The organism is Micromonospora sp. NPDC005553 (genome assembly GCF_042871765.1).
In the GTDB taxonomy this organism is placed as follows: domain Bacteria; phylum Actinomycetota; class Actinomycetes; order Mycobacteriales; family Micromonosporaceae; genus Micromonospora.
The window spans coordinates 1,310,303-1,324,046 of sequence record NZ_JBIAJD010000001.1; the positions used below are offsets into that span (position 1 = coordinate 1,310,303).

Annotated in this window: 11 protein-coding genes; 3 read left to right on the plus strand and 8 right to left on the minus strand. The window is 71.0% G+C overall.

Features of this window, described 5'->3' with window-relative positions:
- Positions 1–9: 9 nt before the first annotated feature.
- From ACFYPG_RS05925 to ACFYPG_RS05960, 8 genes are read right to left on the minus strand one after another with little or no spacing between them, the layout of a single operon-like run.
- Complete coding sequence (locus ACFYPG_RS05925) at positions 10–1,251, minus strand: glycosyltransferase family 4 protein (protein WP_355008264.1); 1,242 nt, start codon at positions 1,249–1,251, stop codon at positions 10–12.
- Positions 1,248–2,117, minus strand: a complete 870-nt coding sequence (locus ACFYPG_RS05930; protein WP_355008265.1) for a sugar phosphate isomerase/epimerase family protein — start codon at positions 2,115–2,117, stop codon at positions 1,248–1,250. Before ACFYPG_RS05930 ends, ACFYPG_RS05925 begins: the two co-directional genes overlap by 4 nt.
- A complete protein-coding gene (locus ACFYPG_RS05935; protein ID WP_355008266.1) occupies positions 2,114–3,598 on the minus strand; it encodes a YcaO-like family protein in 1,485 nt (494 codons plus the stop codon). The genes ACFYPG_RS05930 and ACFYPG_RS05935 overlap by 4 nt, the downstream gene beginning before the upstream one ends.
- Positions 3,595–4,422: an MBL fold metallo-hydrolase gene (locus ACFYPG_RS05940; RefSeq protein ID WP_355008267.1), complete on the minus strand. Its 828-nt coding sequence runs from the start codon at positions 4,420–4,422 to the stop codon at positions 3,595–3,597. The genes ACFYPG_RS05935 and ACFYPG_RS05940 overlap by 4 nt, the downstream gene beginning before the upstream one ends.
- Positions 4,423–4,424: 2 nt before the next feature.
- Positions 4,425–5,411, minus strand: a complete 987-nt coding sequence (locus tag ACFYPG_RS05945; protein ID WP_355008268.1) for a Gfo/Idh/MocA family oxidoreductase — start codon at positions 5,409–5,411, stop codon at positions 4,425–4,427.
- Between the two features lie 3 nt (positions 5,412–5,414).
- Positions 5,415–6,545 carry a class I SAM-dependent methyltransferase gene (locus tag ACFYPG_RS05950; protein ID WP_355008269.1) on the minus strand — a complete coding sequence of 377 codons (1,131 nt, stop codon included), beginning with the start codon at positions 6,543–6,545 and terminating at the stop codon, positions 5,415–5,417.
- Positions 6,546–6,559: 14 nt separating this feature from the next.
- The gene (locus ACFYPG_RS05955; RefSeq protein ID WP_355008270.1) at positions 6,560–7,486 is read right to left on the minus strand and encodes an HD domain-containing protein; all 927 of its coding nucleotides are present in this window, start codon (positions 7,484–7,486) and stop codon (positions 6,560–6,562) included.
- Positions 7,483–8,661, minus strand: a complete 1,179-nt coding sequence (locus ACFYPG_RS05960; protein ID WP_355008271.1) for an inositol-3-phosphate synthase — start codon at positions 8,659–8,661, stop codon at positions 7,483–7,485. The genes ACFYPG_RS05955 and ACFYPG_RS05960 overlap by 4 nt, the downstream gene beginning before the upstream one ends.
- Before the next feature lie 193 nt (positions 8,662–8,854).
- Between ACFYPG_RS05960 and galE the strand changes: the two genes are divergently transcribed.
- The 3 genes from galE to ACFYPG_RS05975 all read left to right on the plus strand — a co-directional run bounded on the left by galE (position 8,855) and on the right by ACFYPG_RS05975 (position 13,717).
- A complete protein-coding gene (gene galE, locus ACFYPG_RS05965; RefSeq protein WP_355008272.1) occupies positions 8,855–9,883 on the plus strand; it encodes a UDP-glucose 4-epimerase GalE in 1,029 nt (342 codons plus the stop codon).
- A gap of 389 nt (positions 9,884–10,272) precedes the next feature.
- The gene (locus ACFYPG_RS05970; RefSeq protein WP_355008273.1) at positions 10,273–10,596 is read left to right on the plus strand and encodes a hypothetical protein; all 324 of its coding nucleotides are present in this window, start codon (positions 10,273–10,275) and stop codon (positions 10,594–10,596) included.
- Between the two features lie 637 nt (positions 10,597–11,233).
- On the plus strand, positions 11,234–13,717 hold the full coding sequence (locus tag ACFYPG_RS05975) for a beta-L-arabinofuranosidase domain-containing protein (protein WP_387350590.1): 2,484 nt from the start codon (positions 11,234–11,236) through the stop codon (positions 13,715–13,717).
- Positions 13,718–13,744: the final 27 nt, after the last annotated feature.

Genomic DNA, 13,744 nt, shown 5'->3' on the forward strand with positions numbered 1-13,744 from the left:
TCCTCGCGCTCACAGCAGGTGCGGTGCCGCGCGGAAGCGGCAGGCCGATTCGACCGGCGGGTCGGGGATCTCCGGCACGGGTGCGGCCAGCCCGTTGTAGACGGCGGTGATCCGATCAGCGATGACCGGCCAGCTCCACTGCTGCTCGACGTCACTGCGGGCCTGTCCGGCGAGCCGACGGCGCAGCGCCGGGTCATCGAGCAGGCGACGGACGGCTCCCGCCAGCGCCGCTGGGTCGCCGGCCGGCACCAGCAGACCGTTCTCCTCCGGGCGCACGCAGTCGCGGACGCCGACCACGTCGGTGGAGATGACCGGCAGGCCGCTGGCCATCGCCTCCAGGATGGTGTTGGAGAAGCCCTCCGCGTAGGTGGGGCTGACGAAGATCTCTCCCCGCGCGTACACCTCGTGGGCCCGCTCGTAGGGCACCGCGCCGAGCAGTTCGACGGTGTCGGCGAGGCCCAGTTCGGTGATCCGGGTCTCGACGGTGCCCAGGTCGGGGCCGATGCCCGAGAGCAGGAGACGCACCGGCACCGCTTCCGCGCGAAGCTTGGCGACCGCGTCGAGCAGGTCGAGCACGCCCTTCCGCGCGTCGACCCGGCCGTGGTACAGCAGCACAGCCGGGTCCGAGACCCGACCGGGCGACGCGACCGGCACGAATCGTTCGGTGTCGGTAGCGCCGGGTACGACGGTGAAGCGGGTCGGATCGAGCTCGTGTCGCTGGCTGACTTCGGCGGCGAACGACGGCGACCCGATCAGCAGCGCCGGCGCGTGCGCGAAAACCGCCCGCACCAGGTAACGGTGGGTGGCACAGCAGGTGCCGACCCAGTGACCGTCGCCGCCCTGCACGGAGACCACGGCGGGTAGTCCGGTCGCCTGGGCGGCGCGGAGCACCGCAAGCCCGTTGGGGTACGCGTACTGCGCGTGCAGCACGTCGAAGGGTCGGCGGGCGTGCAGCCGCAGCACAGTGTCGGTCATCTCCGCGACGTCCGCCTCGAAGTCCGCCGGCTCGCCCCGGCCCACGGCCTGCTCCCCGAGCGCCTCCAGGGCGTGCACCTCCACGCCGGCTGGCACCCGGTCCGGCGGTGGTGGGCCGCCGCCGTACACGGCGCGGCCTGCGGTGTCGCCCCGGTACTGGGACACCAGGGTGGGCTCGTGGCCGGCGCGGACCAGGTGCCGCAGCAGGTTCTCGGCGTACGCGCTCATTCCGGAGACGGCCGGCCAGTAGCGGCGCGACACGAGGCAGATTCTCATCGGACACCGGCCTTCAGCTCGACGGAGGTACGGGGCTGCTGCTCGGCATGGCGCAGCGCGGCCAGTGCGGCAGGCACCAGGGTGTCGGCCCGGTGTGCGTCCCGGGAGAGTTCGAGGCTGACCAGCCCGGAATAGCCCGCCTCGGTCAGCGCGCCGAGCACGGCTGGGAAGTCGAGATCTCCCTCGCCGGGGGCGCGGTGCTCGTGCCGGCCGCGGGGCATGTCCTCGATGGCACAGGCGCCCAGACGGGTCGCGAAGGCGCGCACCGCGGCGGCCGGGTCGTACCGGCCGGACACGAGGCAGTGACCGGTGTCCAGGGCCAGCGTGAGACCGGGGACCTCGGCCGCGAGCCGGGCCCAGTCGTCGCAGTCGTCGACCAGCATGCCCGGCTCCGGCTCGAAGGCGCACGTCATGTCGTGCCGGGCGGCGTACTCGACGACGTCGCGGACGCCGGCGACGAGCCAGTGCCAGGCCCGGCCACTGTCGATGCCGGGCTCGGGCACGCCGGCCCAGAACGACACCACCTCGCTGCCCAGTTCGACAGCGACGTCCACGCAGAGGCGCAGGAAGTCGCGCCGCCGCGTCCGGTCGTCCTCGGCCGGCGAGACCAGGGTGGGATGGTGCTTGCGCCGCGGGTCGAGCAGGAAGCGCGCACCGGTCTCCACCACGCTGGCAAGGCCGAGCGCGTCGAGACGGCGGGTCAGCCGGCGGGTGCGCCCGGCGAGGTCGGGCGCGTACGGGTCGTGGTGGGCCACGTCGAGGGTGAGCGCGACGCCGTCGTAGCCGCAGTCGGCCAGCAGGGCGAGCGCGTCGTCGAGTCGGTGCGACGTCATACCGTTGGTGTTGTAGGCGTATCGCAGGCTCATGTCTGACTCCGGGCGACGGCGTGCCGGCTCGGTTCGCGATAGAGCGGGTAGAGCGGGCCGACGGTGTGGGCCACCTCGGTCAGGTCGAGCCAGGCGTCTCCACCCAGCCGCTCACGGGCGGCCGGGTCGAGGACCACCGGTGCGGCGCCGCCGTGCGGGGGTGCCCCGAGCCCGACCAGCGGCGAGTCCCTCTCCATCAGGCGCTCGACCCCACGCGCCGCGATCCGCCCGTACGACATGGTCTCCGCCTCGAGCCCAGGCACGATCACCTTGACCGCCACCGCCCCGTCTCCGGGTGCGACGATGACCAGCACGTCGAACTCGGCGAGCCGGTGCAGCAGGTCGGCCAGCAGCGCGCTCGGATCGTCGAGGCTTCCGGGAGCGACGGTCGGCAACGCGCTGAAGGGCACCGTGCTGCGCTGGGCCAGCACCACGGGTTCCAGCAGGGCACGTAGGTGCCCGCCGTCCAGGTGCGTCCACTCGCGCATCGCGGCCAACGCGCGCGTCTCCTGTGACTCGGCCGGTCGGGCGAACTCCCGCCGCCAGTACTCCTCCGGCGTGAACCGCCGCAGCGCTTCCAACGGCCCGTGGGAGAAGACCTTGCGGGAGCGGGACGAGACGTATTCCAGCAGCGCCTTGCGCAGTGCGACCTCCCGGTCCGGGTGAGCGGCCTCACCGCACGCGGTGACGGCCAGCGGAGGAGTTTCCGGCTCCTGGTCGATACCGACGACGTGCACGTCGACCAGCCCGAATGCGGTGGAGGCGAGCTTCGGGACCACGTCGATGTGGGCGGCCCGCAGCCGGTCCACTGTGGCTCGGGTCACCGCGTCCCGGACCTCGTCGAGGTCGATCACCACGCCGGCGTCCATGGCCCGGAAGGCGGTGGTGTTGCCATCGCGTTGCAGCAGTTCCAGCAGGCCGTGTGCGACGGCCCGTTCGATGGTGTCGCCCGCGCCCGACCCGTTGGTGATCACCGTGATGAGCCGCTCGGCCGGGTCCTGCCAGGGCAGGTCCTCACTCGCGGAACCGCAGAACTCCGCCGGCACCAGCACTGTCTCGCCGGTGCGCCACCGGACGGTCGGCAGCCAGGAGCGGGGCTGGTCGTCGTCGACAGTGGTGCCGGCGGGCAGCACCAACGACCGCGGATCCACCACACCGCCGGTGCCCAGCTCGCTGCGAAGCTGCGCGTACGAGGCCCGGCGAGGAACCATGGCCCGCAGCTGTCCGTGCAGCAACAGGGCCTCCGCCAGCTCCCCGTACGCGCCGGTGCGCGCCTGTTCGAGGGTCGCGCCGTAACCCATGGCGGCGGCTCGGGGCCAGCCGTCGCCGAGATGGTCGGCCGAGATCACCGGCAGACCGAGCCGGTCCAGTTGGGAGATGTCGAAGTCACCGACCTCGCCGGCTGGTAGGGCGTCGGCGAGTCGGTCGACGATCGACGTCGCCGAGATGGCGGGGGTACGCGGTTCGGCGGCTCGGGTCACGTCAGCTCCTCGATCGGTATGGGTCCGGCCGTCGGCTGCCCCCGCAGCTGCCGGTCGAACAGGGCGAGCACCTGCCGGCGAGACACCGGCGCCGCGTACTCGAAGGGTGTGGCGACCGCGTCAAAGTCGAGCGTCTCGACCAGGTCGCGGGCCTGCCGCACCTCGGCGTGCGACAGCGGGATCTGAGCGTGGAAGGCCTTGTGGCACGAGAGGCCGATCGGTGTCTCGCCGGCCAGCTCCACCTTGATCAGGTCACCGACGAACAGGATTCGGCGCTGCTCGTCGTGCAGCACACTGTGCCCGGGGAAGTGGCCGCCGCTGCGGTACATCACCAGGCCGGGTGCGAGCGGGTGCCGATCGTCGGTGGGCCAGGTCACCTGGAACGCCTTGGTCCAGATGAGATCGTCGACCCCGATGGCGAGCACCGGCGGGGCGAGCTCGTCCTGAAGCTGCCACAGAGCGCCGTACCCGTGTACGTGGCTCGCGCCGAGCGCGACCAGACCGCCGCGGGCGCGCAGGTCGTCGATGGCCTCGGCTGGATACCAGCCGGCCGCCTCCCAACCGACCAGGCCGGCTTCGGTCTCGATCACCCAGCCGGTACTGCCGAGCCCGAGCTGCGGCTCGCACCAGTAGCCGGTCACGCCGGGAGCGACCACGGCCGAGCGTGCCTGCCGTCCGACCGCCACCTCGTCGGCGGAGTCGAACTGCCAGCCGTCCGCGGGCAGCGCGTTACGCACGTCGGTGCAGACCGGACAGGACGGCGGGGTCGCGAACCAGCGTTGCCAGTGGCCGCAGTTCGCGCAGGAGTACGGGCGAAGGGGCACGGTCAGCTCCTCTCCGCAGCCGTGTGCAGCAACTCGTGCAGGCGCAGGTCCCGGGCCAACGGCCAGGCCCAACCGCCTTCGCGGACGGCGGCGGAGAAGGCGCGCACCTGACCGGCGAACGGGGTCGTGTCGACATCGAAGGGCACCTCGGTGGCCACCCCGGTCGCTGCGTCGAGACGGGTCAGTGTGCCGCCGGCGCTCTGACCCAGGGTGTCCACGGCGACAAGTTGCCCGCCAGTGCCGACCACCTCCAGTCGGCGTCGAGGCAACGGATCGGCGGTGTTGAACGACACGTGTGCCTGGACCAGCACCCCACCACCGGTCACGCCGGCCAGCAGCGCCCCGTCGTCCACCGGGTAGGGATGCACCCGCCGATGCGTCCGCACGGTCAGCTCGACCAGGTCCTCGCCGAGCAGCACACCGACCAGGTCGACGCCGTGCGGAGCCAGGTCCACCAGGGCCCCGCCGCCGGAGCGGGCCCGGTCGATCCGCCAGTTGTCGTGCGGTCGACCGTCGGGACTCCACCGCTCGGGCAGCCAACAGCCGTAGACGATGCGAATCGCGGTCACCGTGCCCAGATCACCGGCGGCGACCATCGCGGCGATGCGCTGGTGGGCGGGATGGAACCGCTGGTCGAACGCGGCACCCGCGAGGGTGCCACCGGCGACGTCGACCAGTCGACGGGCATCGGGCACCGTCGCCGCCAAAGGCTTCTCGCACAGCACCGGCAGCCCTGCCTTGGCCACCGCCGCCACCACGTCGGCGTGGGTGTGGTTGGGCGTTGCGACGTGTACCGCCTCGACCTCCGGGTGATCGAGCAGCTTGTCCAGGTCGGTCGTGGCCACCCGATCCGGGGCGAGCCGTCGGGCGGCGGCCGGATCCGGGTCGCAGGCGGCGACGAGCCGGTGCCCGGCCGCGCGGATAGCCGGGGCTACGTGGTCACGGGCGACCCAGCCGCAGCCGACCACACCCCACCCGACCGGTTGCATCGCTCACCACCGCTCGGGCAGGTCGAGCAGGAGGCGGCGCCGTACCGCGTCAGGGCCCGGGCCGATGGGCCAACGCTCCGGCAGGTACGCGGCGGCCCGGTCGCCGTACTCGGCCGCCCACCGCGGGTCGGGCCAGCGGCGGACCCCGTCGGTGTAGAGCGGATTGGGTCGCAGCGGGCTCGCCGACGCGGGCCCCAGCAGGGCGGCGTCGGCCGGTGCGTGACCCGCGTCCCAGGCCAGGCCGACAGCCTCGGTGCCGATCAGCGTGGCGGGGTCAGCCGGAGCGGGCAGCCGCCCGGCCGCCGTCGCCGCGGTCAGGTCTTCCTCGGCGTACGCGTTGGCGCCCGGCAGCAGGTCCGTCCAGCCGTCGGGTGGCAGCGGCAACCCGGTCGTACCGGCGGGGTGCTGTGCGTTGTGCAGGTGACCGAGGAGCACCGCCCCGTCGGGCCCGGCGCAGGCGAGCGCGGCGGCCACCACGGCAGCCTTGTCCGGCAGGAAGTAGAGAGCGTCGTGGCAGGTCACGTGGCGAGGTGCCGTCTGAGGTGGTAGCGGCCAGGGTGCGGTCAGGTCGGCGCACACCAGCGCCACCGGCGCGTCGGGCGGCAGCACGAACCGGCGGGCCAGCCAGAGCTTGGCGAAGACCACGTCGACGCCGGTCAGATCGCGCTGGCCGTGCATGACCAGGTGTCGCAGCAGGTGGCCGGCCCCACAGGCCAGGTCGACCACCGGCCGACCGTTGGGCGGATGGGCGGCGGTGAGCGCCAGGGCCGCCAACCAGCTCGGGTCGGACCAGCGGTGCAGGAAGTAGACCCCGACCCGGCCGAGTCCGAGCAGCTCCACCGCGTCGCGCAGGGTGGTGGCACTGAGCGCCGCACGGAGTTGATCCGCACGCGGCGCCGCGCCGTCCCACCAGTCGTCGGAGTCGGCGAGCAGCGTCACCGCGGCCTGGTCCGGTTCACCCGCGTCGAGCGCGGCCACCGCCTGCTCCCGCAGGTCGTCGCGGTCCGGACGCAGCCAGGGAATGGTTTCCACCACCGGCCAGCGCCGCACTCCGTCGGTGAGGGTGCACGACGTGTCGGCGTGCAGGGGCGTGCCGTCGGGGCCACGCCACCCGGACGCCGTGGTGGCGGGCACCGCGCGGACGGTGGTCACAGCCCGGCCGCCCGCAGTACGGCCCGTTGATAGTCCACCACCGGGCCGTCGTGCACGAGCGCCAGATCCACCAGGGCCTGTTCGACGGTGAACGCGGCGGCGCGGGCGTGATGGTGCACCTGGAGCACCCGGTCCAGCACGTCCGCGCTGTGGAAGGTCCGTCCAAGCGGTGTGTCGGCGTCCACCCGGAACGCCAGCACCGCGTTGACTCGAACGGCCAGTTGCTCCGGCAGCTCGGCCAACGCCCGCTCGGTGAGCCGGTCGGTCATCGGCTCCAGGTACGCGCCAAGCAGCAGCTCACCGGCGAAGCCTGCGTCGGGTAGCCGGGCGTTGTGCAGGTGGTGGGCCAGGCCGAGCAGGAACGCCTGCGCCGGGTCGGCACCGGTGTCGTCGGCGAGCAGCGCGCCGTAGACAGCGACGGCCCAGCAGTGCTCGGCGTGATTCTCGGCTGGCTCGACCACCAGGCGTGGCCGTCCCGCAGCGGTGGCACCGGCGCGCGGCTGTCGGCGCAGGGCCGGCACGAACGGCGGAACCGGCGCGTCAGGCAGGGCTTGGGCAACCAGATGGGGCAGCGCCGATCGCACCCGGCGTCCGGTGTCCGGGTGCAGCGAGCCGACAAGTTCGTCGACGGCGCGGGCCAGGACGGTCTCCACCTCGGTCTGTGCCAGTCCGCAGGCGGTGAGGGTGGCCGCGTCCATCCCACCGAGGCGGGCGCCGGCCAGCGCGGCGGCGCACTCCCGGTCGGCGACCACCGCTGGGTCGGCGCCGCCGACGATCGCCGCCCATGATCGGGAGAACGCCCGTTCGGCCACCGAGCCCTCCGCGTGGGCCACCCGGACCCGTTTGAGGTCGCCGATCTGGCGCAGCGTGGGTGTCACGGCGGCCAGTCGGTCGACCGGCGGTACCGCCAGGACGGTGGTCATGCCGCCGCGTCCAGCCAGTCCAGCAGGGTCCGCTCCTGCGCGTGCAGCGCGTGTTCTGGGGTCCGGCCGTCCTGGGTCATCGGGGCCTTGAAGAAGTAGCCGAGTTGCTCCTGCGCGCCGCTCTCACCGCGGCGGGCGGCCTCCGCCATGAGCCGCGCCAGGTCCAGCACCAGTGGCGCGGCGAGGATCGAGTCCCGGCAGAGGAAGTCCACCTTGAGCTGCATCCGCTGCCCGAGGAAGCCGATCAGGTCGACGTTGTCCCAGGCTTCCTTGGCGTCACCGCGCGGCCGGTAGTAGTCGATCCGGACCACGTGGTCCTCCACGTCGTAACCGAGGATCTGGTTGAGCACCGAACCCTTGGTGTCCAGCTTGCTGGCCAACGACGACGGGTCGTCAAGGATCTGCCCGTCACGGTTGCCCAGGATGTTCGTCGAGTACCAGCCCTCCACGGTCAGTGCCCGGGAGCGGAATGCCGGGGCGAGCACCGTCTTGATCAGTGTCTGACCGGTCTTGCCGTCTTTGCCGGCGACCGGCACGCCCTCCCGCTCGGCCAACTCCAACAGCGCGGGCGTGTCGGCGCCGAGACTGGGCGTGAAGTTGACGTAGGGGCAGCCCTCCCGGATTGCCGCGTACGCGTAGAGCAGACCGGGGGTGATGTCCGGATCGTCGGCGTCCAGCCCAGCCTCGAACCCGTCGAGACTTCGCAGCACCGGCGACGCCGGATCGGGTCGGGCCTCGGTGGACGCCAGGTTGACCACCACCACCCGTTGCACGTCCTGCGCCGACCTGAACCGGGCGAGGTCGGCGCGCAGGTGTGACACCCGCTCACGCAGTGGCCCGATCGGCACCACGTTCGCCCCGGTGGCGTTGCGGCAGTACGCCGGGTCCGCCACGGCCGGCCAGGGCTGTAGCTGCCCCAGCGGCCCCGCGACAGTGTCCAGGTGGGCTGGCTCCACCACGCGGTGCAGGTGTGCCGCCTTGGCCAGGTCGTCCGGAGCCAGGTCCCAACCCCCGAAGACCATCGACTCGTACGGCACCAGATCGGTGCGGTGCGCCAGGGGTAGTCCCGACATGTCCGTCATTCCCAATCGCAACAACTCCACCCCGGCTATCGCCGTGGTCGCGACCGCTCCACCCAGTCCGACCACCGCGACCCCGATGCGCTCCCCCGTCATGCTGCCTCCCGATTCGACCCGCACGTCCGACCCGAGCCGCCGCCTACCCCGCCAGCCGCCGAGCAGTCATCGGTCTTTGTCGATGTTCAGGAGGTGCACCTATCGGTCCATTTCCCAGGTCAAGGGCGCTGCGGTGTGCGAAGAATGCAGAAGGGTACGGCGCGTCGTCGGTTCCCGCGGGGGAGGTCTGCTCGTGAAGGTGCTGATCGCGGGTGGGGCAGGATTCATCGGAAGTACCGTCGCGTCCGCCCTGATCGATGCCGGCCACACACCGGTGGTGCTGGACAACCTGGTCACCGGTCGTCGCGAGTTCTGTCGGGGGCGGTCCTTCCACCTCGGCGACATCGCGGACGCGGACGGGGTGGACCGGCTGTTGACGCGGCATCCAGACATTGAGGCGGTCGTGCACTGCGCGGCCCTGATCGCGGTGCCGGAGTCGGTGGCCCGGCCGGTGGAGTACTACCGGGCGAACGTCTCCGCCACCCTGGAGTTCGTCGACCGACTGCTCGCGCATGGCGTACACCGGTTGATCTTCAGCTCGTCCGCGGCCATCTACCGGCCGGACGCGGATCTCGGCGTCGACGAGGTGTCGCCACTGCACGCCACCAGCCCCTACGCGCAGACCAAGCTGGTGGTGGAACGGATGCTCGCCGACATCGCGGCCAGTAGCCCACTGAGAGTGCTGTCCCTGCGCTACTTCAATCCCATCGGCGCGGATCCGGCGCTGCGCACCGGGCTCCAGGTCGCCGCGCCCTCGCACGCTCTGGGCCGGTTGATGCAGGCGCACCAGACCGGTGTGCCGTTCTCGGTGAACGGTCTGGACTGGCCCACCCGCGACGGTTCGGGGCTGCGTGACTACGTCCACGTCTGGGACCTGGCCGACGCCCACCTTCGGGCGCTGGACCGGTTCGACGACATCTTCGCCGTCGGTGGTGCTCCGCACACCGCCCTCAACCTGGGCAGCGGCACCGGAACGACGGTGTTGGAACTGGTCGCGGCGTTCAACGCGGTGGTGGACCGTCCGGTTCTGGTCCGCGAGGCGCGCCGGCGCCCCGGAGACACCGCCGGCGGCTTCACCCGTAGCGGGCGGGCCTGGGAGGTGCTGGGCTGGCGGGCGCAGCGCGACCTGTCCACCGGGATCGCCGATTCCCTCGCCTGGCACGACCGGCGCGGTCAGGTGCTGGCGGACCTGGCGGCACGCCGTCGGCAACTGGCCGGCTGACTCGACCACTCCGTGTCTTGTGCGGCGATCAAGCCGCCACTGATCGATCACTCCGGCCCAGGCACTCACGGGGCAGCAGTTGAAGGCCGTTCAGTGCATCCTGTTGCTCCCCACCTGCTCCCCATCTCGTGACTACGCTGCGGCCGCTGACCGGCGGTAACAGTCCTGCAGGTCGTTCCTCGCCAGATCACGCACGCTGGCCGGAGGTACGGCCATCGGAGCAGCGACCTCCCCGCAGCTTCGGCTATGGCTGACGCGGCAGATCCGTGCACCTGTGAAGCGCCGTGGGCTGACCGGAGAGGATGTATGCGTGGATCCCACAACGTTGCACTGGGGCATCACGCCGGTATCTGACGAGGCGATACGAGGAACTCCAGCGGGCGTATGGCGTGGACGCCATCCTCATCGAAATGGAGCGCCTCGATCCGGACCGGCTTCCCAGCGTTCACGTTGTGGCCAGCATGATGCTGACGGCTGCCGAGAGTGCGAACTCCCCCTTCACCGAGCCCTCGTACGACGAGGTCCAAGCACGGGCCATGGCCGATGAGCGCCGGCTGTTCGCTGCAAAGGTTCAGCACTGGACGGCGCAGACCGATTTCCGCAGCGACCCGGTCCCGTACCGGCGCGTGCTGGCGCCCCAGGAGTCATCAGCCTGGCGGACGTCGCTGCACGGCGATGGGGGGTACAGAACGGCTGGTGGCACCCGTTGCTGAGTAGTTCGGTTCCGCACGACGTCCTGGTCCTCACTGGAGAGTCGATGTGGGAGGGCGATGGGTGAACATGTCATGCTCCATGAAGCCGCGAAACGCACTCGTCTCGACGTGAGCGGACGCCGCCCTACCCCCTCTGCGGGGCCAACGCCGACGCCTCGGAGTTCGCCGAAGAGCTCTCCCGGCTGAACGGCCAACTCAGCGTGCGTGGATCAGACCGTGCTCTTCGCGGCGCGCGCCGCAGGCGCCTACCCACCGAAATCCTTTGAATTTTCTGCTGGATGCAACGTGACAGGATCCCGGCTTCGCCCGCCGGCTGCAGCCACAGCGGCTCTGCAGCAGAAATGGTTTACCTGTGACCAGCCACGGCGGATCGCGACTCTTGCCGAAAACCTTTTCGGCATCCATCGTGTACTGAACGCCCGGGTGATCGAGCTCACCCACCCCGACCTCGGAGGAAGCCTATGACGGTCCCTGCGTCGCCCGTTGACCAGTCCGCAGGACGCCCGGCCGTGTCGACCAACACCGCGCTGCTCCGGGTCGGGCGGGGCGGAGTTCGGATCACCGGTGGCTTCTGGCTGGGGCGTCACGTACGCACGCACATATCCGGTCGCCGCCGCCCCTAGAAGAGGTGATGTGCATGTCGAAAGTCCCAGTCTCGCGACGCACGGTGCTGAAGGGCAGCGGCGCGATCGCAGCCGGGATGGCCGTCGGTGCGATTCCCGCACACGGCGCGCAAGCTGTCCGACCCGACACCGGGGTGTCGGTCTATCCGTTCCCGCTGGCCGCGGTGAGCCTGCTCGCCGGGCCCTTCCAGGCCAACACGGCCCGTATCCATGCCTATCTCAAGTTCCTCGACGCGGACCGGCTGTTGCACACCTTCCGAACCAATGTGGGCCTGCCGTCCTCCGCCACGCCATGCGGCGGCTGGGAGGCCCCCACCGGCGAGTTGCGCGGGCACTCGATGGGCCATGTCCTTACCGCTCTGGCGCAGGCCTACGCCAGCACCGGCGACACCGCGTTCAAGACCAAGGGCGACTACCTGGTCACCGCGCTCGCGGCCTGCCAGGACCGGGCCGTCGCGGCCGGTTTCAACGCCGGATACCTGTCCGCGTTCCCGGAGAGCTTCATCGACCGGGTCGAGGCTCGGCAGAACGTCTGGGCTCCCTACTACACCCTGCACAAGACCGTCGCCGGCCTGCTGGACATGCACCAACTGGCCGGCAACGCACGGGCGCTGCAGGTGCTGCAGCGCAAGGCCGCCTGGGTCAACGTCCGCAACAGCCGGCTGACCTACGCCCAGCGGCAGAACATGCTCGACACCGAGTTCGGTGGGATCGGCGAGACGCTGACCAACCTCTACCAGCTCACTGAGAACCCAACCCATCTGACCGCTGCGCAGTACTTCGACCACGCCGAGGTGCTCGACCCACTCGCGGCGAACACCGACGCGTTGGCGAACTACCACGCCAACACCCAGATCCCCAAGGCGCTCGCGGCGATCCGCGCATACCACGCCACCGGGACGACCCGCTACCGCGACATCGCCGTCAACTTCTGGAACATGGTCGTCGACCGGCACAGCTACGCCATCGGTGCCAACTCCAACGGCGAGTACTTCAAGGCCCCCAACCGGATCGCCAGCGAGCTGTCCGACTACACCGCCGAGTGCTGCAACAGCTACAACATGCTCAAGCTCACCCGGCATTTGTTCTTCACCACGCCGGGCAGCGTGCGGCACTTCGACTTCTTCGAGAAGACGTTGTACAACCACCTGCTCGGCGGGCAGAACCCAGCCAGCACGCACGGCTTCCACTCCTACTACGTGCCTCTGCGCGCCGGTGGCATCAAGACCTACAGCAACGATTACGACGACTTCACCTGCTGCCACGGCACCGGACTGGAGACCAACACCAAGCACGGCGACAGCATCTACTTTCACAACGGCGCCAACACCCTGTACGTCAATCTGTTCATCGCCTCGGTGCTGAGCTGGCCGGGCCGGTCGATCACGGTGCGGCAGGACACCAACTTCCCGCAGGCGCCGTCCAGCCGGCTGACCGTCACCGGCAGCGGCACCATCGACCTACGGATCCGGATCCCCGGCTGGGCGGCCGGCGCGCAGCTGCGGCTCAATGGCGTCCTGCAGCCAGCGCCGACCCCCGGCACGTACGCCGTACTCAACCGCCTTTGGACGTCCGGCGACGTGGTCGACATCAGCCTGCCGATGGCGCTGACCCGGGAATCGACCCCGGACAACTCCACCGTGCAGGCGGTCAAGGTCGGACCGATCGTGCTGGCCGGCCAGTACGGCACAAACAACCTCTCCGCCATGCCAACCCTCACCCCAAGCACATTGACCCCAACCGCCGACCCGCTGCGCTACACCGCGACCGCCAGCACCGGACCGGTGACCCTAGCGCCCTTCTACGCCACACACGGGCAGCGCTACACCGTCTACTGGGCAGTCAACGAAACCCCGCCGCCCTCACCGTTCGTGGCGCACTACCTGTTCAACGAAACATCCGGAACGACCGCCGCCGACGCCACCGGCAACGGCCGGACCGCCACCCTGGCCGGCGGCGCCGGCTGGACCGCCGGACGGACTGGCAACGCGGTCAACCTGACCGGAGCCGGAGCCTACGTGCAACTGCCGGCCGGCATCCTCGCCGGCTCGAGCGCCTTCTCGTTCGCCTGCTGGGTCCGGATCGACGCCGCGACCAACTGGGCCCGAGTGTTCGACTTCGGCTCCGGAACCGGGGTGAGCATGTTCCTCGCCGCCCGCAACGGCGCCGGTCTGCCGAGGTTCGCCATCACCACCGCGGGTGCCGGCGGCGAGCAGCGCATCGACGGCCCAGCCGCACTGCCCGTGGGCGCCTGGACCCACCTCGCGGTCACCCAGGCCGGCAACCTCGGCGTGCTCTATGTCAACGGCGCCGAGGTCGCCCGCAACAGCAGCCTCACACTGCGGCCATCGGCGCTCGGCGCCACCACCGCCAACCGAATCGGCCGGTCGCAGTACGCCGGTGACCCGACCCTGGACGGGGCCGTCGACAGCGCCCGGATCCACGCCCGAGCGCTGACCGCGGCCGAGATCGCCAACCTGTACGCCACCGGCCTGTGACCGTCCCGCAGGCCCCACCAACGTGAC

Bases quoted from the DNA above. Each gene is read 5' to 3' on its own strand.
- ACFYPG_RS05945 (WP_355008268.1), bottom strand. From the start codon at position 5,411: ATGCAACCGGTCGGGTGGGGTGTGGTCGGCTGCGGCTGGGTCGCCCGT.
- ACFYPG_RS05975 (WP_387350590.1), top strand. From the start codon at position 11,234: ATGTCGAAAGTCCCAGTCTCGCGACGCACGGTGCTGAAGGGCAGCGGC.
- ACFYPG_RS05930 (WP_355008265.1), bottom strand. From the start codon at position 2,117: ATGAGCCTGCGATACGCCTACAACACCAACGGTATGACGTCGCACCGA.
- ACFYPG_RS05960 (WP_355008271.1), bottom strand. From the start codon at position 8,661: ATGACGGGGGAGCGCATCGGGGTCGCGGTGGTCGGACTGGGTGGAGCG.
- ACFYPG_RS05955 (WP_355008270.1), bottom strand. From the start codon at position 7,486: ATGACCACCGTCCTGGCGGTACCGCCGGTCGACCGACTGGCCGCCGTG.
- ACFYPG_RS05925 (WP_355008264.1), bottom strand. From the start codon at position 1,251: ATGAGAATCTGCCTCGTGTCGCGCCGCTACTGGCCGGCCGTCTCCGGA.